Source organism: Cellulosilyticum sp. I15G10I2, from assembly GCF_900095725.1.
In the GTDB taxonomy this organism is placed as follows: Bacteria; Bacillota; Clostridia; order Lachnospirales; family Cellulosilyticaceae; genus FMMP01.
Genome location: NZ_FMMP01000010.1, coordinates 1 through 23,297 on the forward strand (window position 1 = coordinate 1; position 23,297 = coordinate 23,297).

The following is a 23,297-nucleotide window of genomic DNA, read 5'->3' on the forward strand; positions in this document are numbered from 1 at the left end:
GATAAGACTTCCCATCCAGAAATGGAGTAAGACCCCTTAGAGACTATGAGGTTGATAGGTTGGAGCTGTAAGTGTAGTAATACATGTAGGTGACCAATACTAACGGTTCGAGGGTTTGACCTAAAAAACAAGGTTAAAAGATAGTAAAAAACACTATCATAAAATACATCGTAGTATTTGTTTTTGAGAGTACAATAACTTCAGTACTAAGTTATTCATTTATTTAAGCTGTTGAATGCTTCAGGCAGGATATCCCACTCACGTAGAGGGAATAAGTATCCTGAAGACTGACTACGGAGTATTGCGTAGCAAATCTTACAGGTTTATTTGAATGGTACTTAGGGAGACTGTTTGAGCGCGTGCGAGTTTCGACCGTTCATTCAAATCAAGCTGTTAGATTTGCAGCAAGACGAAGTCGGAAGACTGAAGGATATTTATTCCCGGCCCATTGGTCAAGCGGTCAAGACACCGCCCTTTCACGGCGGTAACAGGGGTTCGATTCCCCTATGGGTCATTTGTTGGTGATGATGCGACTTAGGGAAACACCCGTTTCCATACCGAACACGCAGGTTAAGACTAAGTCGGCCGATGGTACTTGTCTGGAGACGGACTGGGAGAGTAGGTGGTTGCCAACTTTAAGCCGGGGTGTGGCTCAGTTTGGCTAGAGCGCCTGATTTGGGTTCAGGAGGCCGCAGGTTCGAGTCCTGTCACCCCGATTTACATAGGTTATGAAGAGGTAGGTTTACATACCTACCTTTCATTATGTAAACAGATAGGTATATGGGTCACTAGCTCAGTTGGTAGAGCACTTGACTTTTAATCAAGTGGTCCCGGGTTCGAATCCCGGGTGGCTCATAAAAAAGGTTCTAAGCTTTATATTAAATATAAAGTTTAGAACCTTTTTGGTGCTAGAAATTAAGTATTACTTTATTTTTGCCTGTTCTTTTGCAAACATATAGATTTTCATCAGCCTTTTTGAGGACATCATTAAGTGAAAGAGATTCGTCAACTTTAACATAAACTCCGAAACTAGCAGTAACAGAAGAAGAAATACCTTCATCTCTAATAACTGTTTTTTCTATTTCTCGCCTGATAGCTTCTACCCGTTGAAATACTTTAGTTTTATCAGTAAAATTATAAAAGAATATAATCATCTCTTCACCACCGTACCTTGCAACGATATCATTAGGACGCGTACCGCTTTTTATAATAGAAGATACTTTTTTTAGTACGGCATCACCGTAAGGGTGACCATAGGTATCATTTATCACTTTAAAGTTATCTAGATCAATCATAACAAGGGTATAATTCTGTTCATCTAAATGCGGGATAGCCTCAAGCGTTTCAAAGAAATATCGCTTATTAAATATACCAGTAAGCCCATCTCTATAGGCACTTTCCTTGATTTGAGTATATAAGAGATTATTTTCGATAGCTACACCTACATGATTAGCCAGTGATGATAGAAATGTTGCATGATCTTTAGAAAAATAATCTTTTTCTTTATGCTGAATAAGTATAAATCCTACCGCACGATTATCTACTTTGATCGGAACCCCTAAACAAGAGAAAACACTTTCTTCAGCATTTTGAGTTTCATAGATAGGCTTATTACTATTGATAATAAACTCTTCTTCAAGATGATCCAAAATAAGTTTTTTTTCTTCTTCTATAGAGGAGTAAGAAAAAGTTTTAGGCGTTGTTTCTATATATTCATTATTTGATTTAATATATATAGTAGAATATTTAGCACCAAATACACCAATCAACATATCATTAATCAATGAAAACAAATTTTGGTCTTTAATGTATTGATTAATATATTTACTTATTTCAAGTAAGTTAGTAAATACATTCAGTTTTTTTTCAAGCATTATGACTTGTTGGGATAAGTCAAAGATAGTTTTTTCAGTAAACATTTGATACTTCTCAAAAACCTGAGGATCCATGATAACTTCTCCTTCTATTTATAAAATTATAAAATAGATAATATAGTCATTATATAATAAGTACTATAAAAATATAAGGTGTTTCAGATAAATTCTCATAAATATAAAAAGAGATAAATTTTTATGTAAATCTCAAAAGTATTTAAAATAGTAAATGAATTTTTAAAAGTTTAATATGTCTTAAAATAAGATTAGGGGTTGCATCAAAGTCGAAAATCTGATATAGTACTTGAGTGAGCTTAATTAATAGCGAATATCATGCGTGAGTGGCTCAGTGGTAGAGCATCTCCTTGCCAAGGAGAGGGCCGCGGGTTCGAGTCCCGTCTCGCGCTGATTAATTTAATAGGGGAGGATTCCCGAGTGGCCAAAGGGGGCAGACTGTAAATCTGTTACGATAGTTTCGAAGGTTCGAATCCTTCTCCTCCCATCAAAAAACCAGTTAAGTGTAGACTTAGCTGGTTTTTTATTGAAAAAATTATGCCTTCAGCTGTTTCTGGGCTATTTTCATATATTTTTTAGATAAGCGTTTTTTATTTTGCTTTCTACACACATAAGAGAGATTAAAATAGATTTGCAAGTGAGAAGGACAAATTTTTATAATACTTTCAAGGGTCAGCTGAGCAAGATCATATTTTTTTAAAGCGTAGTAACATTCTGAGATGTGTGCTAAATAATCAATATTCCCTGGATGCAGTGCTTTGGCTTTATTAAGTGCTTCAAGTGCTTCGGGAAAAGAACCAAGTTCCATTAAAGCAAGTCCTAGATCATTATAAGCCAGGTCATATTGGGGATCCACTTGAATACATTTATTATAGTATTCACATGCTTGATGTAAATGACCCAGCATATGGTAAGCCTGGCCGCTTAGATACAATGCCTCTAGTGAATGCTTGTTTTTTTTGAGAATTAAAGTACAATAGTCAATACATAATAAAAAATCATCCTGATTTGAAGCTTTCTTAGCATAGTATAAGAGATTAGATGTTTTAGACTCTAATATATTTTGATATTCATCAGCTAAAGCGTAAGGAACGGATCTTTCTATTAAGAGCTGCTTTAAATGTTCGGATGAAAGTGCATTTAGCTTTTGATAATAGTATAGAGCTTTGCAGAGTATATAAAGAGAAGCATGTTGGTAAAGAAAATGAAGTTGATCTAATATGTATGCACTGCACGCAGCAGTTTCATTGAGTGCAAAAAGGAATTTGATTTTTTGATAAATATAAAAACAAGAGTGAGAGCTAAAGACTATAGCACAGTCTATATGCTGTATTGTATCAAGTAGTTTTCTCTGGGACATGAAATGCATGGCCTGTTTAAAATAGTAGTTAGGTGAAATGTCGATAGTTGGAACTGTAGTTTGGCTGACTATAATAATCCCTCCCTCTAAATAAATGAATAATTAGAATAATATATATTGTAAATCAAAAAATATACATATACAATATATATGTACAATATCTTTAAGTTTTAATAAAGAATAAGGAGCATTACAATGAATTTTCAAATACAGATCCTTCAGTATTTAGAGTCTATAAGAACAGAATTCTTAACTTCCCTTATGGTAGTTATTACGATAATGGCTGATAAATTGTTTTTGATAGCACTTATTGCATGTTTATATTGGTGCGTTGACAAAGTAAAAGGTGTGAGGCTTGCATGGATGCTTCTTTTAAGTGATGCATTTAACAAAGTCATTAAAATGACCTTCAAAATGCCTAGGCCTTTTGAAAAAGGGGTAGTTCTTCCTGTAGGCAGTGAAGAGACAGCTGGGTATTCTTTTCCAAGCGGACATACCCAAAGAGCAACAAGTTTTTGGAGTGGCAGCATGCTTGTTTTAAAGTCTAAGGCAAGTATTTTGATGGGAATATGTATCATTCTGCTTACAGCACTTTCAAGGATCTATTTAGGCCTTCATTGGCCAGCAGACACGGTAGGAGGTATTGCATTTGGGGTGCTAGCGGTCTTGTTTGCAAATCAGCTCTTAGGAGAAAAAGCAGTTATAAGCAGATGGCATGTAATGGCAGTAAGCTGTCTTGTTCTAGCGGCGCTTATAGCACCTATTGAGAATGATTTGACTAAATCTGTCGCTGCTTTATGGGGCATGACATGGGGGGCGTATATGGAGCAAAAATATATCCATTTTAAGCCCATTCAAAAAATGACTATCCAAATACTTAAGGTAATTATAGGCATATTTGGAGTGCTGATTATTTATGTAGGTGTTAAAAAAATGCTTCCTCCTTACAAAGTATATGACATGATAAGGTATGGCTTATTATTTCTATGGATCAGTGCAGGAGCACCTTACTTATTTAAGGGTCTAAATACTTATTCTAATCCATAATTAAACGGATAAAACGATTAAAAAAAGAACACAATACTTTTATAAAACTACAAGGAGTTGATTGTATGAATATGAGTATTGAGTGTGATGTAATAGAGTGTAAGTATAATAATAATGTAGAAAGATACTGCATGTTAAATAAAATAAAAGTCGTTAAACATACGGAGGCTTTATGTAGTACCATACAGGCAACTGATTGTTCAAGTTTTGAATTAAGAGATGAGCACCAATAAGAAAATCTTATTGGTGCTTTGTTAATTTTATTTTTAAGTAAAAGTAATAAATGGTATTAATAACACATATGAATAGAGTATAAAAAAAATGGGGGGATGGACATGCTCATAGAACAGAGCTATAAAGCATCTATGGCTAAAACTTTTTGTATACTATTCATAATAGCTATAACATGGACAGGCATGAATCTATATCGTTATTATACTGGACCAGAAGTAAAAATAGATACGTATATTAAGCATTTAGAAAAAAAGGAATATCATAAAATTTATGAGATGTTTGATAATGGGCCAGAACTTAATTGGTATTCAAAAGAGCAGATTATTGAATACTATACAAGAAGCTATGATAGGGAGAACAGCTTAGTAGAGATAATGAAAAAAGGAAGCGTTATTTTTAAAGGGGATCCTTCAAGTAAAGAAAACAACATAGCGTTTTGTAACGTTAGGTATATCTATAACAGCGGTGAAAAAACGGTGCCCCTTTATCTTGAGAAAATCAATAATGAGTGGCGTATTAAATTTCCTTTCCTATTATCAGAAGTTAAAATACATGCACCATTAGGTTCAGCTGTTTATATCAATGAGAGAAAGATTGAGACTTATGAAAATGAAATGTACATAGAAAGAAATGTGCTACCTGGTAAATACAAGATACAGATAGAATTTCCCAATCAAATTTATAGTACTTATAATCAAGTGATTAATGTACCTGATGAAAAAGAAGTTTTTCTGCCCTACAATACTCTGAATGTTGAGGTAGCAACAGCTAAAAATATGATCGTGCAGCTAGATGATATTAAAAAAAATAGTACGAATGGCATTGCTTCCTTCAATAACATGTTAGAAGGTAATTATAAACTAAGAGTATTTAGCCCAAATAATTTTATTGATCCAGTAGAAATGAACATAGGTGTAGATAAAGATACAAGATTATTTAGTGTGTTTGATATAACCTTATCTCAAACAGGCAAAGCTTATTTAGACGAGTTTATAAAAGCTTTTTATAAGAGTTATTTACAAGATATTAAAGATCAAAAATGTACGCATATAGAGGCTTATATTCACGAAGAAACAAGCAAAGACTTTATGAGCAATTTTACGCAGTGGTTTATTGAAAATAAAAACATTCAGGATGCAAAAATAGCAGCTGTACCGAGTCAGATGGAGATTGATAATTTAGGATTTTTACATACAGATGTATTAGAAACAATAGAATTAACCAATAAAGAATTTGATGAATATGAGAACAGATATATTAACAGGCAGTATCAGGTTATACTAGAATGGGATACAATAATTGATATATCGCAGGAGAAGTGGCTGATTACTGATAGAACAATGAAACAAAGTATTGTTTCATACAAAGATTTAGAGGGAAAATGGGTGCAATATTAAAGAAAAAACTATTGAATCTTACCCAAAATTTGATAGAATGTATTGTATACTATTATACATATAGTGCTATGAAGTTTAAGGAGGACAACTGTGATATACCAGCCTGATTCATCAGATAAATCATCCCTTAGGGGGAAGGTATTTAGTGCGATACGTGAGTCAATTTTAGAAGGAAGATATAAAGAGGGGGATGTACTTAGAGAAACAGTGATAGCAAATGAGCTTCACGTTAGTCGAACACCTGTTAGAGAAGCTATACGACAATTAGAATTAGAAGGACTTGTCCATTCGATTCCTAACAAAGAGACAGTTGTTTCTGGCATAACCCATGAAGATGTACAAGATATTTTTATGATCCGCAATAGATTAGAAGGGCTTGCAGGAAGACGTGCAGCAGAAAGGATTACCCAAGAAGAATTAGAAGAAATGGAAGAGGTGTTGGCTTTAACCGAATTTTATATAAATAAAAATGATATCAATCATATTAACGAATTAGATCATAAATTCCATGATATTATTTATAAAGCAACTAAAAGCAAGATTTTAAAACATCTGCTGTCTGATTTTCATGCTTACGTCCAAAAAACCAGAAAAGAGTCTATTGCCACGCCTGGCCGTGCTAAACGCCTTCTAGAGGAGCATACAGACATTTATAATGCCATAAAAAATAGGGAGATCGAAAAAGTAGAAAAGCTTATCGATCAACATGTGCGTAATGTAACTACTAATATGCATTTATAAAGAATAGGTTGTCGTATTAATCATTTTTGATACGACAACCTATTTATAATTATTTAAGACAATAAATTTATGTCATTTAAACAAAATAGCTTATTGACTGAATTCATCTAAAGTTACACTCAGATTATCCCACTTTTCATAGAGTGTCTTAATAAGTTCACTTAATCGTTCTTTTTCTGTCATTAACTCTCTAGATTTAACAAAATCAGTATAGATTTCTTCAAGACATAGTTGTTCATCTATTTTGGCAGTTTGATTTTCTGCTTCTTCAATTTGAACTTCTGTTTTTGAAAGTTCATTTTGAAGTTTTTTTATCTGGGCTTGATATTCTTTTTGTTGTTTCCAATCTTCTTTATTAGTAGAGGGAAGAGATGTCTCTGTTCTCACAGGAACTATTAGCAGACGTTCCTTTTTCTTTTCAACATAATAGTCGTAATCGCCAAGATACTCTGTCATACTATTTGCGCTCATATGAACGACCTTGGTTGCAGTTTGGTTGATGAAATACCTATCATGAGAAACATAAAGGACAGTACCTTCGTAGTTGTTAATAGCATTTTCAAGGATTTCCTTTGAAAGAACATCTAAATGATTGGTAGGCTCATCGAGGATAAGAAAATTAGCCTTTGAAAGCATAATCTTAGCAAGGGCAACCCGTCCGCGTTCGCCACCACTTAAAGTAGCAATGCTTTTAAATACGTCGTCATCAGTGAACAAAAAGGCAGCCAGTACATTACGAATCTCACCGTTTTTAAGTTCAGGAAAAGCAAGTTGTATTTCTTCCATAATGGTATGATTGGTATTTAAGTTCATATGTTCTTGGTCATAGTAGCCAACAATTACATTAGCGCCCAAACTAATAGTACCGCTAGAAGGTGCTAACTTATTAAGGATCATCCTAAATAATGTAGTTTTGCCTACACCATTTGGTCCGACAAGTGCAACTTTGTCTTCCTTTTTGATAGCCAAATTAATATGTTCAAATAATAACTGTTTATCAAAAGACTTGCTAAGCTCTGTGATTGATAAAACATCTTGACCGCTTACGATGCGGGGAACTAAAGTGAGCTGCATAGGTTTATTATCAATCATAGGGGCATCTATAACTTCTATTTTATCCAATTGTTTTTCACGGCTTCTTGCACGCCTGATGGATTTTTCGCGGTTAAACTGTTTAAGTTTTGCAATAACAGCCTGCTGCTTTGCGATTTCACGCTGTTGTTTTTCAAAATGTTTCATCGCAACCTCAAATTCTTTTGCACTTTTAATCATATAATCAGTATAGTTACCACCATACATAAAGCATTTTGAGAATTCGAGATGAATGACCTTATTTACAATTCTATCTAAAAAGTATCTATCATGAGAAATAAGGATAAGTGCGCCTTTATAGGCCTTTAAGAATCCTTCAAGCCATTCTATAGCCTCAATATCTAAATGGTTAGTTGGTTCATCAAGTAGAAGCAAGGTAGGCTGCTCAAGCAAAAGTTTACCAAGTGCAATTCTATTTTTTTGACCGCCGGATAGTATAGAAATAGGTTTATTGTAGACACTATCTTCAAAGCCTAGCCCTTTTAATACCCCTTTGACTAAGCTTTTATATTCATAACCTTTATTATTTTCAAATTGCAGACGTAGCTGATCATAAGTATGGATTAATTCTAATGAAGAAGTTCTGGCAATCTCTTCTTCGATTTGATGAAGTTTTTCTTCTAAAGCAATAACAGGATCAAACACATGAAGAAGCTCTTCATAGACTGTATGGGTTGAATTAAGCTCCATATGTTGTTTAAGATAGCCAATCGTACAATCTTTAGAATAAGTTACTAAACCATCATCACTGGGAAGTTCTTTGGTTAGTATTTTAAACAAGGTAGTTTTGCCAGCTCCGTTATTACCAATTAAAGCAACTTTCTCATGAGCTTCAATATGAAAACTTACGCCATCCAATATTGTTTTGTCATGAAATGATTTTTTTATATTACTACATGAAATAATCATAATAACCTCCTAATTACTTGCTCTACTATTTTATCAAAAAATGTAAAGAAATGAAAGGAATAGTGAGGATAACATTGACAAAAAAAAAACCAAGATGATATACTAAAGCTAATAAAAATTAAGGAGTGGAGACGGTGGCAGAGGAAAGAAAAATTTCTATGGCTGTAATTCGGCGGTTGCCACGATATTACAGATATCTAGGTGAGTTACTAGAAAAAGGTGTTGATAAAATATCATCTAGAGAATTGAGCGAGAAAATGAATGTAACAGCCTCTCAAATTCGTCAGGATCTTAATAACTTTGGTGGATTTGGGCAGCAAGGCTATGGGTATAATGTAGATTATCTGCATCAAGAAATTAGCAAGATTTTAGGCTTAGACCAAAATTATAAAATGATTGTTGTAGGAGTAGGTAATCTAGGACAAGCACTGGCTAATTATAATTCATTTGAAAGAAGAGGGTTTAAATTAGTTGGACTGTTTGATGTCAATCCGAGGCTGATTGGTATGAGTATCAGAGGCCTTGAAGTGTATGATATTGATAAGATGGAAATGTTTGTGAAAGAAAATGATGTTGATATAGCGATACTTACTCTTCCTAAAATAAGAGTCAAACAAGTAGCAGAAAACTTAGCAAAATGGGGTATCAAGGGACTTTGGAACTTCTCGGCAGTTGATTTGGTTTTGCCAGAAGGCGTACAAGTTGAAAATGTTCATTTGTCACATAGCTTGATGACTCTTGCTTATAAAATTAAGGATGATGAAGAAGAGAGCTAAACGCTTGATAGTCAATGATTTGATGAAAATGCTAATCTTAAAATTGAATCTAAAATAGTTAAAATGTACATCTATCTCGTTAATAAAATATGAGTTGTTAGGTGTACATTTTGCGTTCATCTAACAATTATGAAAGGTGAGTTAGATGACTACTAAAAGAAAAATTGAAATCAAAGGTAATAAGGCAAGAACTCTGAAAGATGCAAGAGAAGAATTTATGAACTATAATAGGGTTAGAAGGTTAGCTGAGGCTACAATGAGTATGTATGAGGAGAATTTAAATCATTTTTTTACGATTATTCCTTCAGATACTTTATGTAAAGAATTTACTTATAATCAAGTACAAGAATATTTAATGGTATTAAATGATAGGTATACAAATGTAATAACAATTACAACTAGAATAAAAGCCACGAGAACATTTATTAATTTTTGTATAGGTAAAGAATATATTAAAAATGTCAAAATAGAATTACCGAAGAAACCTGAGATTATAAAGGAAACTTATTCAGATGCAGATTTGCGAAAATTATTAAAGAAGCCAGATAGAAACTCATTCAATCAATGGAAGAGTTGGATGATAGCTAACTTTTTATTAGGAACTGGATGTAGAGTAAGAACTGCTATTAATATTCAGATTAAAGATTTAGATATAGATAATCAATTGATATATTACAGGGAAACTAAGAATAAACGTCAGACCATAATACCAATGTCTAGTATGTTAAAAAGTTCCCTAGAAGATTATTTATCATTATGGGATAATACACCTGATGATTATTTATTCCCTAATTATAGGGGAGAACAGATGTCAGCAGATGCATTTAAACGCAATGTACAGCGTTATAATAATAGTAGAGGTGTTACTAATACATCGAGCCATTCATATCGTCACACATTTGCTAAGAATTGGATTCTAAATGGTGGAGATATATTCAGGCTCCAAAAGATATTATCCCACTCTACAATGGATATGGTACGTAAATACGTGAACATGTATAGCAGTGATTTGCAAATTGGATTTGATAATTTCAATCCACTAGATAATATTTCTGGTGTTAAAGATAAGATAAAAATAAATAGATAGTATAAGCATTACAACCTTGTACAAGTAACGTAAAGTATCTAGTCATACAATTAACCACCCTGATATAAATCAACGCTATAAACGCAAATAAGAGCCGTATACATAATTAGTATATAGGCTCTTTTGTTATGTAATTATATTAATATTATTTCATAATTTTTATGAGTTATTTATTGAAATTCTAAGCATATCAAGGCTTAAATATAGTGTTATAGGATACAATTTCCCTATTATTAGTCTAAAATAATACCTATAATTTCCATAGAAGTATATTTTAAGGTGAAGTTAGAGGTTATTTATTCATTTCTCTATGTGTGTTTATAATTTTAATTTAATCGCCACTTTAAAAGGTCAATATAATATTAAACCACATAAATATCTATTGTCAAGATTAATGAACTATAGCACTCATAAACGTTGAAATGTCCATATCATAATCTGTCGTTTTAAGGTATCATGATACTATAATTTTAGCTAAAGTTAAATTCAAAAGATTGAGGTTTAAATATGCAATGGGATAACCAATTAGAAGAATGCTTAAATGATTTTTTTTCAAATCATCCAGTGGGAATAAATATAGATGATTGTAGTTATAGTTACTTCAATCTGGGAGTTGATGTTCTCGTAAAGTGTTTTAAATATCAATTAGAAACAGGTATTGATGTGTTGAAAGAATATGAAGAAATACATTCAACAATTCATGATTGCTGGATGTTTAGTTATGGACGTAGATATATATCAGATGTGTCATTGTTATTAACCAAGATAGATAAAGTTTTAAATTATAAGGGATATTGGGATATATCAAGTGGGGATTTAAATATTGTAGAAAAAGCTAAAGAAAAAATAGCGGGTAACGATAAAGGTGTAGGATATAATGAAAGAAGAATGCGAGAAGAGTGGCATGAATATGTTAAACAATATTACATGTTTTCTCCCAAGCTATCCAAAGAACATACTATAAATACAATTAAACTAATTAAAAATCAGAAATTATATAAAAAGGATGAAATTAGTATTACTCATGATAATTATCCAGTAATACTCCTATTATTTAATGAAGGTAAAGTTACTTATATAACAGGGGTTGAGAAAAATCTGGAAAATAGAATTATTACATATCAACGGAATAAAAATTTTACACATTATAGCTATATTTCTGTAGATGCTTCGATATTAGATGAAATGATTGTAGAGCTACTAATTTATTATAATCCGAAAGGGATACATAAAAATCAAGTTAGCACGGATAAATCTGCTTATAGAACCCTCAGTATGATTAAAAGAAGATATAAGTATATTGATAATGTGAATCTAACAGTTATAAAAAAGGTTTGTGCAATTTATGAAATCCCAATACACTATTTGAATGGCAATATATCTTTAGTAAATAGGGATGAGTTTGATAGAGCATTATCAAAGTATTTGGGTAAAGAAGTTAATTATGAGAAAGAGAAAGGTTTGATGGATTTATTAAATGAAATATAGAATTAGAGGTAAGTATGGAATACCTAGAAAGAATATCGGAACTTGAGCAAGAAAATAAAAAGTTAAGAATGCAACTTCAAAGATGTAAGAGTTTGCTTGAGACAATTAAAGGTAAGCCCAATTGTAAAAACTTTTATAATTGTGATTTAGTAGATTGTGATTTTGATGGCTCGTTTGATACAACATTAGATGATTTATAAAAATATAGAGGGTAGCTTAATTGCTATCCTCTTTTCTATTCAAACATAGTTTCCAAATACTGCATAATGAGAGCTTCTTTTTTAGGAGAAATATCTTTATCCTGTAAGAATGATACTATCTTTAAAATCTCAGAAGATAGAGGATTTTCTTCTCTATCAATTAAATAATCAACTGCAATGTGAAAATAGTCAGCAACCCTTACAACCTTGTCAATAGATGGAGAATTAGTATCCCATTTTCTAATCGTACCTCTACCAAGATTAACAGCTCTTTCTAAACCTATTAAAGTTGTGTTCTTTGCATCACATAACGCTTGTATTCTATCTACAATTGACATAAACAATTCACCTCAAAAAATAATAGTAAAAAAATAACACTAAATATATTGACAAGTAGCAAATTTGACACTATACTTAAATTAAACTAATCGAGCAGTATAAAATATAGTGATATCCATATATGCATAAATATCAATAATATCTCGTGGCAGAGGTTTATTCGTCATGCATATATAGTATCAAATTTAACACTTGTATAAATAATATCATTTATATTTGCTACTGTCAATATTTAGTTATACATATTTTGAATATTATAATTAAAGAGGAGAGATGTAAAATGAGTGAACAAACAAAACAGTTTATCAATGCAGTATGTCAACTATCAGGAATTAAAGAAGTAGATTACACCAACAAAGAAATATTAGACCTAGCCATTGACCATATAGTATTCGGATTAGAGTTAATTACGGATGAAGATGATATGGATAATATTGTAGATCAGGAGCAGTTTGATAGGTTTAATTATATGATTACTGAGATACATAATGCTTATTATGGAGTTGCTTAAAAAACGTGTATTTGCACAAGTTGAAGTGTTTGAATATATTAAATAGTTACAACTAATTAATAATGATATGATTTTGTAGTAAAAAAGCATAAAAAAACAACCATATACTCTCGGTATATAGAAGTTATGCACTAACAATATCTAAGGAAATCTCTTGGTAACACTACTAATTCCCTTCCCTATAACCTTATTATAACACAAAATACTAAAAAGTTCAATAATTGTAATGATTTTTTATTTGTTATAGGATTGATATGGGAGAGGAGGTAGGAGAAGAAAATAAATATATTTACTTATACCATAAAAGTAGTTTTAAAACAAGATGATGGAGTGTGGTTGAATGGAAAAAAGAAAACCTATAAAAGAAATGGAGATGATTGGATGAAGAAAAAGAATGTGTACATACCAAGTCTGGAGGCAGAGGATATATACTGCAATATGTTTAGGGGTTATGATATAGAACTAGATTATTGTGGCATGCTACCATACAGTTTAGAGCTTATGAAACTCAGAAAAGAAGGGTTAAAAGTTAAGACAAATAACAAGACAGGAAAGTTAGTAAGTAAAGATGTGATTAATGTAAAGTTTAAACGTAAGGTGAAATCTGGTTTTATAATATTGGAGCATAAGAACAACAAATTAACCCAGCTAAACAAAGAATATGCTTTTCTGATAGATAGAGATAATTTAACTGATATTGAGATTAAGAAAAAGGAATCACTAGAAAAATCTATAGATTTACTAGAAAAAAGTATTGATAATTTCAAAGAAGAGTTATCTGATAAAGAATTTTGCATAAATTGGGAAGAAGTTAAAAATGATGAATTAAGAAAAAAACTCTACACTGAAGGTTTTACTCTTACGGAGATCAACAAGAAAACGGGGGAGGTTATAAAAACAAATTATATAGTATATAAACGTAGTTCAGCAAAAAGTAGGACAGGACAATGTTTATTTATAAAGAAAGATTTATATAACAACATGATTGCTTGGAGTAGAATGGGACTTGATTTTAGTAAAGGTGAATATGACCTAGCGAGCCTACTTGCTTATGAATCTCTAGTTTCTTCAGCACTCGAAGATATAATAGAAATTAATCCTGACAATATTTTGCTTGTAGATGATATTGAGAGTGTATTTGAATGGGATTGTAATGTTGTTAGACAGAATGAAGAGTCTGGATGTCTTGATAGTTTTCCTGAAACTTATAAGGTTAAAAATAGTTTATTTGATGGAGAAACAATTTTAGATGTAAAATACTTCACAAGCGAAGGCAACCATTCTATGCAATTACTAAGAAATCATATGTTTAAATCAGCGTCATTTGCATGTCATATAGAAAAATTCATGCGTGATAAGGCTGAGGAACTAGGTATTGATTTTGACACATGGGAACTCAAAAATATGTTTAATGAGCCGATATTAGCAAAAGATGTACATATGATTTGCACTCCTACTAGCCTAAAAGCCTTAAAGTTTTATAAAATATTTGAGGAGGATAAGTTTTTAGGTCAAAAGAAGATGTGGAATCACTGGAAACAAACTGTTAAAAATGAAGGTAATATTTTTGGTATATGCAAACATGAAAAAGAAAGCAAAAGAGGAACCGATGAAGAAGGAAATGTACTCCAGCAAACAAGTTATCAAATGCTAAATAGTATAAACTTCACGACTGAGGATATTGAGGGCATAACAAAATTTGAAAGAGATTATATTAATAATCTAAAGAATGATGATGATAAGTTTATTGAACATCTCATAACTACTGCCGATAACAATAATAGCAATATGATGATGGCTGATTTGGCAAAACACAATAATAATTTTATGAGTACACCAGTTTTTAAGAATTTTAGAAAAGGGATAATAAGCAAATATGTTAAGCGAGTGAAAAAAGGTAAAGTACGTTTAAATGGAGATTATTGCGTTCTACTTGGTAATCCGATGGAATATTTATTACATGCCATAGGTCGATGGAAAAAAGAAGATGGGTGTTTATTGTTATTTGACAATCAGATCTCAACAACACTATTTGATTATGATAAAGAGTTAGTTTGTATGCGGAATCCTCATACTTCTCCATCTAATATCTATATAGGTAGCAACACAGAAGTTGAATTTATAAATAAATACTTTAATTTAACCAAAAATATAGTATGTGTTAACGCTATCAATTACCCTTGTCAGGACATATGGAGCTCTGCTGATTATGATTCAGATAGTATTGTAATTTTTGATAATATAGCTATGACAGAACGTTGTAAAGAAATGTTTGGCAAGTATAAGCCATGTATAAATGACATTAAAAATTCAGACGGTAGTACCTTAAAACCTATAAATTATAAAGTAAACTTTGAGAATATGTATAAGATTGATAATCAATTAAGTACAAGTCAAAAAAATATAGGATTATGCGTTAATGATGCTCAGTTGGTTATGTCGGCTTACTATGATCTTCTTAATACAGGTGATAAACAGGATAAACTACAGGAGCTATTAAAAAAAGTTGATGTAGCTACTGTTCTATCAACGGTATGTATTGATTTAGCTAAAAAAATGTATCCCATTGACCTAGAAACAGAAATTAACAATATAACTAATGTACAACTAACTAAAGTAGGAAAACCAATGTTTTTTAAATATATCAGTCAAAGTAAAACGATTAGCAGAAGAGTAGAGCCTTATAAATGTTCAATGGATAATTTATATAATGTAATGAGTACTCTACCAAGAGCAAATGAGAGAAAAGATGTTAGTTTATTATCTTTACTTAAAAAACTAAATCCATCAAAAGCTGATAGAAAACAAGAACAAAAAATATTTGATTATGTAAACGAAATGTGCAAAAAGATAAATCAAATAGAAAGTGAATCATCCAATAATAAAGATGATGATGAAGAGAAAAAAGAAAAATACAGAAAGATTGATAGTGTAATTAAATATTATCACAACTACATAAGTAGAAGTACAGTTAAACCAGACACTATGTATGGAATTATGTATCATATGGTAAAAAATAATAAGAGTGATATAACTGTAAAACTACTAAATGCTCTACATAAAACTCAGAGAGAAGTATTTATAGATGTATTTAACAGAAGAAGAAATATTATATCAATAAAAAGTACCACACATTTAAAAACAACGCAAAAACAAACCCATGAGCATCAACTGATACAAGGGGCTTGAACTAATTTTTATTGGTGTCCTAAAGGAAGGGATGTTGAGTGCAAAGTCAGACCTATTTTTACATAGTTGCCCACGAAAATCTATAGGATTAGTAGTGCGACATCCTTATTTTTTAAATAAACACATAATTACTACCTATAGTATAACACAAATTATTATACTATACAATAGCTTTTTAATAATTTCAGATATTTTTTTGTGTTGATGATTCACTATACAAACGTATTTTAACACAAACTAAATATAAATACAAGTATAAAAATAAAAAATTAAACTAAGAAAAGGGGATTTTAAAATGAAAAAAACGATTAAAGTAGGAAACACAGAGGTAGCAAATCAAGTGGTGAGTATGGAGTATCTATTAGATATTGCCATTAAGAAAGTAGAGAGAGCCATAGAGCAATCATCGATAGGTGAGGAAATGGAATATCTAGTAAGTAGGATGACAAAGGATGATACTTTCGCTGGAATCACTATACAGCCAAAAGGTTTATATGAAATGGTAGAGCTTGCAGATGAAACACTGATTAACAATGATAACAACCTCACACTTAGGGAGAACATGGATGCATACCAGCTAGATTTATGTTTAACGGATTTACTCAATTTAAACAGCAAGGATATTACATATAAGATTAGCAATTTATACCTAGCATATAAAAACAGCTTATTTTTCCAGTATCCAGTAGGATTAGAATGTAAGGATATTGCTACATTACAATACGATGAAAAGTCAGAAAGTTTTAAGCATGTATCCGTTGGTATTGTTACAATCTATGATGGGTACTTACAAATTATTGAGTCATATAATGAGGTTGATGGTAGCAATAAAGAAATCTATCCAGTTAAACATGAATATGTTAAATCATCTGATATGAGTGGTAAATATGAGTGGAAATTAGTCACTGCCTAATTACGGCATAACAATTACATATAAGGTTAGGGGATGCCTGTAAATCCCCACTATATGATGAGAGGGAGATATAAAAATGAATACAGTAAATTTATGCGATTTAGAAGATGTTGGAACGATAGCCGAGCACATTACAAAAGCAGAGGATTATATCAAGGAAATAAAACAGGATAAAAAAATGTATTCTACTGAATACTCTGACTTAATACAAACTATAGAAGATTGGATACCAGCATTAAGACAATACATAAACCATGATGATTATATTTGTGGATTTTATATGGATGAAGGTAGCTATGTAATTTGTGAGCCTTATCATGTTTGTCCTGAAGATGGTGATGGTGATTTAATTATTGTCGAGTGGCAGATGTAAGTTGAAATGTGTTGCTATCTCTATTTTTAGGAGGAGAGTGGAGGTAGCAATTACATATATAAATAGGATGGGAGCTGATTATAATGATTTACATATATAATCCATTACAAGCAAAATTTTATGTTAGTAGAGGATGCATAGTATTAGATACCGGTATTCATAAAAAAACTAATAAACCATTCTGGGCATTTAATAGAACAGAGAGTTATGATGCTTATTGTCAATGGTGTAAAAATAGTAAGCATAGGGACACTGATGACACTAATAAACCCTAGTGACATTCTTGACACTATATAGAGTGACATAGATGACACTAGCTAGTGACACTGATGTCCTTATATATAGTGACATAGATGTCCCACCAACTATATTAATATATTATATGAATCTATTAAATGAATATATTAGATGAATACTTACTTGCACAATTGAAATTGTCCAAGATAATGTCGGTTAAAGAATAAAAGAATCCAGTGACAAATGTAAAGTTGTTATTGTTATTGGATTACAACTATATAATGAGAGGATCTGATATTATGAATAAAGAAGAAAAAGTTACATGGGAAGTAGTAGATAAAAGTAAGTTTGTTATGACTGGATTTTTACAATTTAATAATCCATTAATCAGGGAGATAATTTATAAAACTAATATGCAAGTAGCTATGATGTATTGTGTATTGTTATCTCATAGAAATACAGAAAATAATCAATGCTATCCTTCTTTGGGTGTATTAGCTAGTGAAACAAATCAAATAAAGAGAACAGTTCAACGGCAAATTGATGAATTGTATGATAATGGTTATATAATAATCAATAGTGGTAGGCATGGTATAGCTAATAATTATTATTTCCCCAAGGAAAAGTTTTATGATAATTGTATAGAATCTCAACAAGCAAATAGAAGGAAAAATGTATTATCTGATAGAGTAAATAAAAAATTGAAGAAGAAAGAAAAGCAGAAGCAAGATAGTATTGTTATTAATGAAAATACAATTGATACTGTTACTGGAGAGGTTGTTGGGAATATCGATACGCAGAATTCTTCGGAACGTGGAGAACCCAATCCTACATATAATAAGCCTGATATAGAAGAAATACCGAGTAAACCATTATCTAAAGATGAAGTTATTGATAGGATAAAAATATATTGTGAGAACCTAGATAAACTTAGGCAAAGTGTATTGTTTGATAAGATATTTACTATTATTGGTGAAGGTAATAAGTTTAGCAAAGTAGATGTTTCTACTCTATATGAAGTAGTCAAGATGATTAATAAATGGGGAAATACAGATTTATTAGCAAGTTAATATTACTCTTATAGTAGGGGTACATTTACACTAACTGGCAGAGTGTATTTTATATATATATAGCTATAAAGTACGTTCGCATACACATGACAAAATATTTTTTATTTGGACAACTATTTTGAATAGTAGTACAATAATATCATGAGAGGGGGTGAAAGGTATGGAGAAAAAGATTTGTCCTACATGTAAGAGCGAATTAACTATTGAACCAGTAGATTCAGGGTTTATGAATGGAAATAAACCACTTCCAGAAGGAAGAGAATATACTACAATAACAGCATTCAATTGCGAAAATCATGGAACAATTGAAATAGCTGGAATACCATTTGAGGAAGCACAACTTAAATATGGTAAATAGCAAGTACATAGAGCATCTTACTTTTCTGGTAAGGTGCTTTTATTATGCACAAATTTATATTAGTTTATATAAGGCAGTATAAAAAATTAAGTAGATGTAAGTACAAATTTATATTAGGTAATGTAAACGGATATAAGGTTATATGAAAATTATGAAAGGTGTGATGAGTGATATGGAGATTATTGGAACTATTATTTTAGCAGTAGGTATGATATTGGTAGCTGTCTGGGTGGTTGTAACTCTCGAGATGAATCGTTTAAAGAGAGCTAATGACCGACTTATGGAAGAGAATAAAGATATTAAAGATGCGTATATGGCGTATAGAAAACATATGGATATGCGATTTGATAAGAATATAGATAATGTTATCCAAAGGACTAAGCAAGCAATTGATAGAAATAATGAAGTAATTGCAAAAGTTGATAAAGATAGGGGTGAAGAGCAATGTTATTTTTAGTGGTATTGAAATACATAATTTTATTTACTGCTTTTTACAATTTGATTAGTAAGGTTTATGAGAATGAAGAAGCAATAAAGATACTTAAAAAAGAGGTAGATGATCTAAAGAGAGGTGATAGTGATGGAGATTTATAGTTATAATATGCTGGCTTATATCAAGACACATAGTGATATCCCTGTTCAATTTCTAGTGGATGAAAATAATAAAGTTTTCGGGTATATAGATGAAGAATATGCTCAGGAGTTTAATGAGATTAAGCAGATGTATAAGGCTGATTTAGAACTGAGAGAATATTTAAATGCGTTCAAAGAGATCAAGCAAGAAGCTATGAGAATTAAATACGGATGTTAGAAGGGTATCTATATGATGCCTTATTTTTATGTAACAAAATGGGTATATGCAAGAAGTGAGTGCAATGTAATAAGCATATGCGAAACAGGAGGGTTTTGCACTCCAATCAGAAAATAATATGATTGGGGATGATGTTAATGAGTACGACAGAAACATGGAATAGAACAAACAAAGTAGGAATTAGAGCAGAAAATTTATTTATGAAGGTAATGACTGATAGAGGACATAAAATTAAAGATGTTAGATTGGATAAAGAGTATCAAAAAAAGGATATTGATTTCATATTAAAAAATGCACAATCAGGGAGTATTTCCAGCTACGAATGTAAGGGTGAAGGAGAAATGTATAAATATGGTAACTTCTGTGTAGAAAAGTATCAAGATGCTGATACTGGCAGAAAAGGATGGTTCTATTATACAGAGGCTGATTACATAGCTACGGTGGATGTTGTAAGTGAGATAATTTACATGTATCATTTTGAGGATTTGCAGAGCTATATCAATATCCATGAAAGTAAGTTAAGATTGTTAAGTGCTTGGGATAAGGCTAGTGATAATAGTAATAAAAAGTTACATAGGAAGTATTGGTTAGTTAATTGGATAAAGTTTAAAAAGTGGCTTACTGATAATGATAAAGTATCTGTAATCATTGATGTTAATGAATCAACATATATTTTTTAATTTTTATGTTTAGTAATACTAAGTATAAAATATAGTAATAATTAATTTAAGGTAAGAAAGGATGTGATATGAATGCCTAAACATATAGAAGGAATTACAGAACAAATGTATAAAGCTATACAATTGCTTGTATGGAGTGATAAAGGTAAATCTGAAATTGCAGAAGAAATTGGTGTAGCTAGAGAAACTATTTGGCGATGGTATAAACGAGATGACTTCATGGATGAGTTACAAAAGGAACGCAGAAATAAGTTTCATGTAGCTGGAGATGTTGCACAAAAAGAGTTGCTTAAGTTAATTAAGGATGATAGCGATAAACGTACACAATTACAAGCTATTAAACTGGTGCTTGGTGAAAATAATATGTGTACCGATAAATCACAGATAGATTTGAAAACCACACAAAATATCAAAGTATCATTTATTAAGGATAATGAGGAAGAATAAGCAAGTAAAACCAATGTTTTAAACCCCTATGATTTATTTATCTGGACTTTACTCTAAACAAATAGTATAAAGCATATCAATATTTGTTTGTTTAGAGTTATATTTTAATTTAATAAACATTTGTTTTAGTAAATTATTGACTCTAAATAAACAGATATGCTATAATTAATTCAAACAATCAAAGGGGTTGAGGGTATGAATATAGCATATGTGCGTGTATCTACAATAGAGCAAAACGAGGAACGTCAAGTTAAAGCATTAGAAGTAAGGAATATAGATAAATGGTTTGTTGAAAAGGTAAGTGCAAAAGATACAAATAGGAAAGAGTTAAAAGCTATGTTAGAGTTTGCAAGAGAAGGTGATACTATTTATATTCATGACTTTTCTAGGTTGGCTAGAAGTACAACAGATTTGCTTAATATAGTTGAACAGTTAAATAAAAAAGGTATTCACTTAGTCAGTAACAAAGAGAATATAGATAGTAGTACACCAACAGGAAAACTTATGCTTACTATGATAGGAGCAATAAACGAATTTGAACGTACCAACTTAAAGGAACGTCAAGCAGAAGGGATTGCGATTGCCAAACAAAAAGGTAAGTTTAAGGGTAGGAAGAAAATAGATTATCCTCAGCAATGGAAAGAAGTGTATTCACAGTATAAACAGAGAGAGATAACAGCTAATAAAGCAATGGAGTTATTAAATCTAAAGAGAAATACATTTTATAATTTAATAAAAGAATATGAGCAAGAACGATGAGCTATCTCGATAATGAGGTAGCTTTTTTATTTGAACAGGTGGGTGTTCCCCCTTTTCGAAATGGTGTACCCCTCTAAAGGGTATCAATAATTTTCACAACTAAATTTTAAACCAGAAGAGAGGTGATTCATATTAGATGGTAAAGCAAGAAATAGATTTACAAATTGACGAAAGAAATTTTAATGAAGCGTACTTTCCACATGTAATAGATTATTCACATCGTTACAATGTTTATTATGGCGGTAGATGTTCAGGTAAATCATATTTTATATCAGATAAACTACTTATAAAAGGTTTAAGTGATAAACGTAGAATGTTATTTCTTATGAAAGAAGGGAATAAAGTTGAGGACACTATTTGGCGATTATTTTTAGATAGTATACATAAGTTTCAACTATATAACCAATGCAAAATCAATAAATCGAATCATACAATAGAATTGCCTAATGGAACATGGGTAAAAATGACTGGTATGGATGACCCTGAGAAAGCTAAAGGATATGTTGATATAGATACAGTGTGGTTTGAGGAATGCACAAAGTTTAATATAGAGGACATTGACCTCGTAGATGGTACATTAAGGGGTAAAAAGAAAAATAAAGAAATATATTTTTCATTCAATCCAGTTGATAAGTCAAATTGGGTATATAAATATTTTGGATTCGATACTGGAGTAGTTCCACCAGATACTTTTATTCTCAAAACTACATATAAAGATAATAAATGGTGTACAGAAGCTGAAATAAAACGACTAGAACGTCTAAAGGAACGTAATCCAGCTAGATATAAGATTGAAGCAGAAGGCGATTTTGCCACTTTAGATAAACTTGTAATTCCACACTATAATATTGAGGAATTTGATTGGCAAGAAAAGTTAAATGAGGATAAAGGGGATAAGAGATTTCTTGCATTGGGAAGTGACTTTGGATATCAAGATCCTACAACTCTTATATGTAGCGTAGTAGATGATAAAAATAAGAAATTATATATCTATGATGAGCATTATGAAAGAGGAATGTTAAATACTGATATAGCCAGAATGATAATTAGTAAGAATCTAAGAAAAGAGAAGATATTCTTTGATTGTGCAGAGCCTAAATCAATTCAAGAATTGCGTAAACTAGGTATTGAACGGGCTACACCTTGCAAAAAAGGTAAAGATAGTATTAAGCATGGACTACAGAAGTTATTGCAATATGAGATTATAGTGCATCCTAAATGTACCCATGTTATAGATGAATTTAATAACTATTGCTATAAGAAAAGTAAACAAACTGGAGAATATACAAATGAGCCATTGGATAATGGATTTTGTCATTGTATCGATGCCCTGAGATACTCTCTACAGATTATAAAGAAACAAGCCAAAGTATTAACTATAAAACTATAG

Annotated in this window: 24 protein-coding genes, 5 tRNA genes and 2 rRNA genes; 27 read left to right on the forward strand and 4 right to left on the reverse strand. The window is 31.2% G+C overall.

All coding sequences use genetic code 11. The features are described from left to right. From BN3326_RS11570 to BN3326_RS11590, 5 genes are all read left to right on the forward strand, one after another. Positions 1–123: ribosomal RNA gene (locus BN3326_RS11570) — 23S ribosomal RNA — on the forward strand; the annotation flags it as partial. 319 nt (positions 124–442) lie between these two features. Further along, positions 443–514: transfer RNA gene (locus tag BN3326_RS11575), tRNA-Glu, on the forward strand. 3 nt (positions 515–517) lie between these two features. Next, a 5S ribosomal RNA gene (gene rrf / locus BN3326_RS11580) occupies positions 518–635 on the forward strand. A 6-nt stretch (positions 636–641) separates the two neighbouring features. Further along, positions 642–716 (forward strand) — tRNA-Pro (locus BN3326_RS11585). Between the two features lie 66 nt (positions 717–782). Next, positions 783–855: transfer RNA gene (locus BN3326_RS11590), tRNA-Lys, on the forward strand. A 53-nt stretch (positions 856–908) separates the two neighbouring features. Here the strand turns inward: BN3326_RS11590 and BN3326_RS11595 are convergent. After that, complete coding sequence (locus tag BN3326_RS11595; RefSeq protein WP_069999416.1) at positions 909–1,949, reverse strand: sensor domain-containing diguanylate cyclase; 1,041 nt, start codon at positions 1,947–1,949, stop codon at positions 909–911. 260 nt (positions 1,950–2,209) lie between these two features. On the opposite strand from BN3326_RS11595, the gene BN3326_RS11600 reads away from it, so the two are divergent. Together BN3326_RS11600 and BN3326_RS11605 are read left to right on the forward strand one after the other, a co-directional pair. Beyond that, positions 2,210–2,281 (forward strand) — tRNA-Gly (locus BN3326_RS11600). A 14-nt stretch (positions 2,282–2,295) separates the two neighbouring features. Continuing rightward, positions 2,296–2,376, forward strand: a tRNA-Tyr gene (locus tag BN3326_RS11605). A gap of 48 nt (positions 2,377–2,424) precedes the next feature. Here the strand turns inward: BN3326_RS11605 and BN3326_RS11610 are convergent. Further along, positions 2,425–3,249 carry a tetratricopeptide repeat protein gene (locus BN3326_RS11610; protein WP_069999417.1) on the reverse strand — a complete coding sequence of 275 codons (825 nt, stop codon included), beginning with the start codon at positions 3,247–3,249 and terminating at the stop codon, positions 2,425–2,427. 195 nt (positions 3,250–3,444) lie between these two features. Between BN3326_RS11610 and BN3326_RS11615 the strand changes: the two genes are divergently transcribed. From BN3326_RS11615 to BN3326_RS11625, 4 genes are all read left to right on the forward strand, one after another. Then, on the forward strand, positions 3,445–4,296 hold the full coding sequence (locus tag BN3326_RS11615) for a phosphatase PAP2 family protein (protein WP_069999418.1): 852 nt from the start codon (positions 3,445–3,447) through the stop codon (positions 4,294–4,296). 65 nt (positions 4,297–4,361) lie between these two features. Further along, entirely contained in the window at positions 4,362–4,529 is a 168-nt protein-coding gene (locus tag BN3326_RS21230; RefSeq protein ID WP_074463611.1) for a DUF1540 domain-containing protein, read from the forward strand. Positions 4,530–4,631: 102 nt separating this feature from the next. Then, the gene (locus tag BN3326_RS11620) at positions 4,632–5,927 is read left to right on the forward strand and encodes a hypothetical protein (RefSeq protein WP_069999419.1); all 1,296 of its coding nucleotides are present in this window, start codon (positions 4,632–4,634) and stop codon (positions 5,925–5,927) included. Between the two features lie 90 nt (positions 5,928–6,017). Beyond that, positions 6,018–6,668 (forward strand): GntR family transcriptional regulator, encoded by a 651-nt coding sequence (locus BN3326_RS11625; protein ID WP_069999420.1) that lies wholly within the window; start codon positions 6,018–6,020, stop codon positions 6,666–6,668. 90 nt (positions 6,669–6,758) lie between these two features. Here BN3326_RS11625 and abc-f read toward each other — a convergent pair whose 3' ends face one another. Further along, positions 6,759–8,669, reverse strand: a complete 1,911-nt coding sequence (abc-f, locus tag BN3326_RS11630) for a ribosomal protection-like ABC-F family protein (protein ID WP_069999421.1) — start codon at positions 8,667–8,669, stop codon at positions 6,759–6,761. 134 nt (positions 8,670–8,803) lie between these two features. On the opposite strand from abc-f, the gene BN3326_RS11635 reads away from it, so the two are divergent. From BN3326_RS11635 to BN3326_RS11650, 4 genes are all read left to right on the forward strand, one after another. Then, positions 8,804–9,445: a redox-sensing transcriptional repressor Rex gene (locus BN3326_RS11635; RefSeq protein WP_074463612.1), complete on the forward strand. Its 642-nt coding sequence runs from the start codon at positions 8,804–8,806 to the stop codon at positions 9,443–9,445. A 145-nt stretch (positions 9,446–9,590) separates the two neighbouring features. Further along, positions 9,591–10,532, forward strand: coding sequence for a tyrosine-type recombinase/integrase (locus BN3326_RS11640; RefSeq protein ID WP_069999422.1), 942 nt, complete (start codon positions 9,591–9,593; stop codon positions 10,530–10,532). A gap of 507 nt (positions 10,533–11,039) precedes the next feature. Beyond that, positions 11,040–12,020, forward strand: a complete 981-nt coding sequence (locus BN3326_RS11645) for a hypothetical protein (RefSeq protein WP_069999423.1) — start codon at positions 11,040–11,042, stop codon at positions 12,018–12,020. A gap of 14 nt (positions 12,021–12,034) precedes the next feature. Further along, a complete protein-coding gene (locus BN3326_RS11650; protein WP_069999424.1) occupies positions 12,035–12,220 on the forward strand; it encodes a hypothetical protein in 186 nt (61 codons plus the stop codon). A 35-nt stretch (positions 12,221–12,255) separates the two neighbouring features. Here BN3326_RS11650 and BN3326_RS11655 read toward each other — a convergent pair whose 3' ends face one another. Next, complete coding sequence (locus BN3326_RS11655) at positions 12,256–12,558, reverse strand: helix-turn-helix domain-containing protein (protein ID WP_069999425.1); 303 nt, start codon at positions 12,556–12,558, stop codon at positions 12,256–12,258. 281 nt (positions 12,559–12,839) lie between these two features. Between BN3326_RS11655 and BN3326_RS11660 the strand changes: the two genes are divergently transcribed. The 12 genes from BN3326_RS11660 to BN3326_RS11720 all read left to right on the forward strand — a co-directional run bounded on the left by BN3326_RS11660 (position 12,840) and on the right by BN3326_RS11720 (position 23,297). Beyond that, positions 12,840–13,070 carry a hypothetical protein gene (locus BN3326_RS11660; protein ID WP_069999426.1) on the forward strand — a complete coding sequence of 77 codons (231 nt, stop codon included), beginning with the start codon at positions 12,840–12,842 and terminating at the stop codon, positions 13,068–13,070. A 336-nt stretch (positions 13,071–13,406) separates the two neighbouring features. Further along, complete coding sequence (locus BN3326_RS11665; protein ID WP_207646342.1) at positions 13,407–16,259, forward strand: hypothetical protein; 2,853 nt, start codon at positions 13,407–13,409, stop codon at positions 16,257–16,259. Positions 16,260–16,554: 295 nt separating this feature from the next. Next, the gene (locus BN3326_RS11670) at positions 16,555–17,172 is read left to right on the forward strand and encodes a hypothetical protein (RefSeq protein WP_069999427.1); all 618 of its coding nucleotides are present in this window, start codon (positions 16,555–16,557) and stop codon (positions 17,170–17,172) included. Between the two features lie 76 nt (positions 17,173–17,248). After that, positions 17,249–17,545: a hypothetical protein gene (locus BN3326_RS11675; protein ID WP_069999428.1), complete on the forward strand. Its 297-nt coding sequence runs from the start codon at positions 17,249–17,251 to the stop codon at positions 17,543–17,545. A gap of 536 nt (positions 17,546–18,081) precedes the next feature. Continuing rightward, on the forward strand, positions 18,082–18,852 hold the full coding sequence (locus BN3326_RS11685; RefSeq protein ID WP_069999430.1) for a helix-turn-helix domain-containing protein: 771 nt from the start codon (positions 18,082–18,084) through the stop codon (positions 18,850–18,852). Between the two features lie 160 nt (positions 18,853–19,012). Continuing rightward, positions 19,013–19,210: a hypothetical protein gene (locus tag BN3326_RS11690; protein ID WP_069999431.1), complete on the forward strand. Its 198-nt coding sequence runs from the start codon at positions 19,013–19,015 to the stop codon at positions 19,208–19,210. A gap of 142 nt (positions 19,211–19,352) precedes the next feature. Then, on the forward strand, positions 19,353–19,667 hold the full coding sequence (locus BN3326_RS11695) for a hypothetical protein (protein ID WP_069999432.1): 315 nt from the start codon (positions 19,353–19,355) through the stop codon (positions 19,665–19,667). 123 nt (positions 19,668–19,790) lie between these two features. After that, positions 19,791–20,021: a hypothetical protein gene (locus BN3326_RS11700; protein ID WP_069999433.1), complete on the forward strand. Its 231-nt coding sequence runs from the start codon at positions 19,791–19,793 to the stop codon at positions 20,019–20,021. A 137-nt stretch (positions 20,022–20,158) separates the two neighbouring features. Then, positions 20,159–20,701, forward strand: a complete 543-nt coding sequence (locus tag BN3326_RS11705; RefSeq protein ID WP_069999434.1) for a hypothetical protein — start codon at positions 20,159–20,161, stop codon at positions 20,699–20,701. A 72-nt stretch (positions 20,702–20,773) separates the two neighbouring features. Next, on the forward strand, positions 20,774–21,148 hold the full coding sequence (locus BN3326_RS11710; protein ID WP_069999435.1) for a phBC6A51 family helix-turn-helix protein: 375 nt from the start codon (positions 20,774–20,776) through the stop codon (positions 21,146–21,148). A 195-nt stretch (positions 21,149–21,343) separates the two neighbouring features. After that, positions 21,344–21,907, forward strand: a complete 564-nt coding sequence (locus BN3326_RS11715; protein ID WP_069999436.1) for a recombinase family protein — start codon at positions 21,344–21,346, stop codon at positions 21,905–21,907. A 136-nt stretch (positions 21,908–22,043) separates the two neighbouring features. Beyond that, on the forward strand, positions 22,044–23,297 hold the full coding sequence (locus BN3326_RS11720) for a PBSX family phage terminase large subunit (protein ID WP_069999437.1): 1,254 nt from the start codon (positions 22,044–22,046) through the stop codon (positions 23,295–23,297).

Excerpts from the sequence above, each read along its gene's own strand:
- BN3326_RS11655 (WP_069999425.1), bottom strand. The coding sequence starts at position 12,558 with ATGTCAATTGTAGATAGAATACAAGCGTTATGTGATGCAAAGAACACA.
- BN3326_RS11640 (WP_069999422.1), top strand. The coding sequence starts at position 9,591 with ATGACTACTAAAAGAAAAATTGAAATCAAAGGTAATAAGGCAAGAACT.
- BN3326_RS11615 (WP_069999418.1), top strand. The coding sequence starts at position 3,445 with ATGAATTTTCAAATACAGATCCTTCAGTATTTAGAGTCTATAAGAACA.
- BN3326_RS11705 (WP_069999434.1), top strand. The coding sequence starts at position 20,159 with ATGAGTACGACAGAAACATGGAATAGAACAAACAAAGTAGGAATTAGA.
- BN3326_RS11685 (WP_069999430.1), top strand. The coding sequence starts at position 18,082 with ATGAATAAAGAAGAAAAAGTTACATGGGAAGTAGTAGATAAAAGTAAG.
- BN3326_RS11670 (WP_069999427.1), top strand. The coding sequence starts at position 16,555 with ATGAAAAAAACGATTAAAGTAGGAAACACAGAGGTAGCAAATCAAGTG.
- BN3326_RS11695 (WP_069999432.1), top strand. The coding sequence starts at position 19,353 with ATGAAAATTATGAAAGGTGTGATGAGTGATATGGAGATTATTGGAACT.
- BN3326_RS11645 (WP_069999423.1), top strand. The coding sequence starts at position 11,040 with ATGCAATGGGATAACCAATTAGAAGAATGCTTAAATGATTTTTTTTCA.
- abc-f (WP_069999421.1), bottom strand. The coding sequence starts at position 8,669 with ATGATTATTTCATGTAGTAATATAAAAAAATCATTTCATGACAAAACA.
- BN3326_RS11595 (WP_069999416.1), bottom strand. The coding sequence starts at position 1,949 with ATGGATCCTCAGGTTTTTGAGAAGTATCAAATGTTTACTGAAAAAACT.
- BN3326_RS11715 (WP_069999436.1), top strand. The coding sequence starts at position 21,344 with ATGAATATAGCATATGTGCGTGTATCTACAATAGAGCAAAACGAGGAA.
- BN3326_RS11700 (WP_069999433.1), top strand. The coding sequence starts at position 19,791 with ATGGAGATTTATAGTTATAATATGCTGGCTTATATCAAGACACATAGT.
- BN3326_RS11620 (WP_069999419.1), top strand. The coding sequence starts at position 4,632 with ATGCTCATAGAACAGAGCTATAAAGCATCTATGGCTAAAACTTTTTGT.
- BN3326_RS11650 (WP_069999424.1), top strand. The coding sequence starts at position 12,035 with ATGGAATACCTAGAAAGAATATCGGAACTTGAGCAAGAAAATAAAAAG.
- BN3326_RS11710 (WP_069999435.1), top strand. The coding sequence starts at position 20,774 with ATGCCTAAACATATAGAAGGAATTACAGAACAAATGTATAAAGCTATA.
- BN3326_RS21230 (WP_074463611.1), top strand. The coding sequence starts at position 4,362 with ATGAATATGAGTATTGAGTGTGATGTAATAGAGTGTAAGTATAATAAT.
- BN3326_RS11720 (WP_069999437.1), top strand. The coding sequence starts at position 22,044 with ATGGTAAAGCAAGAAATAGATTTACAAATTGACGAAAGAAATTTTAAT.
- BN3326_RS11675 (WP_069999428.1), top strand. The coding sequence starts at position 17,249 with ATGAATACAGTAAATTTATGCGATTTAGAAGATGTTGGAACGATAGCC.
- BN3326_RS11660 (WP_069999426.1), top strand. The coding sequence starts at position 12,840 with ATGAGTGAACAAACAAAACAGTTTATCAATGCAGTATGTCAACTATCA.
- BN3326_RS11690 (WP_069999431.1), top strand. The coding sequence starts at position 19,013 with ATGGAGAAAAAGATTTGTCCTACATGTAAGAGCGAATTAACTATTGAA.
- BN3326_RS11610 (WP_069999417.1), bottom strand. The coding sequence starts at position 3,249 with ATGTCCCAGAGAAAACTACTTGATACAATACAGCATATAGACTGTGCT.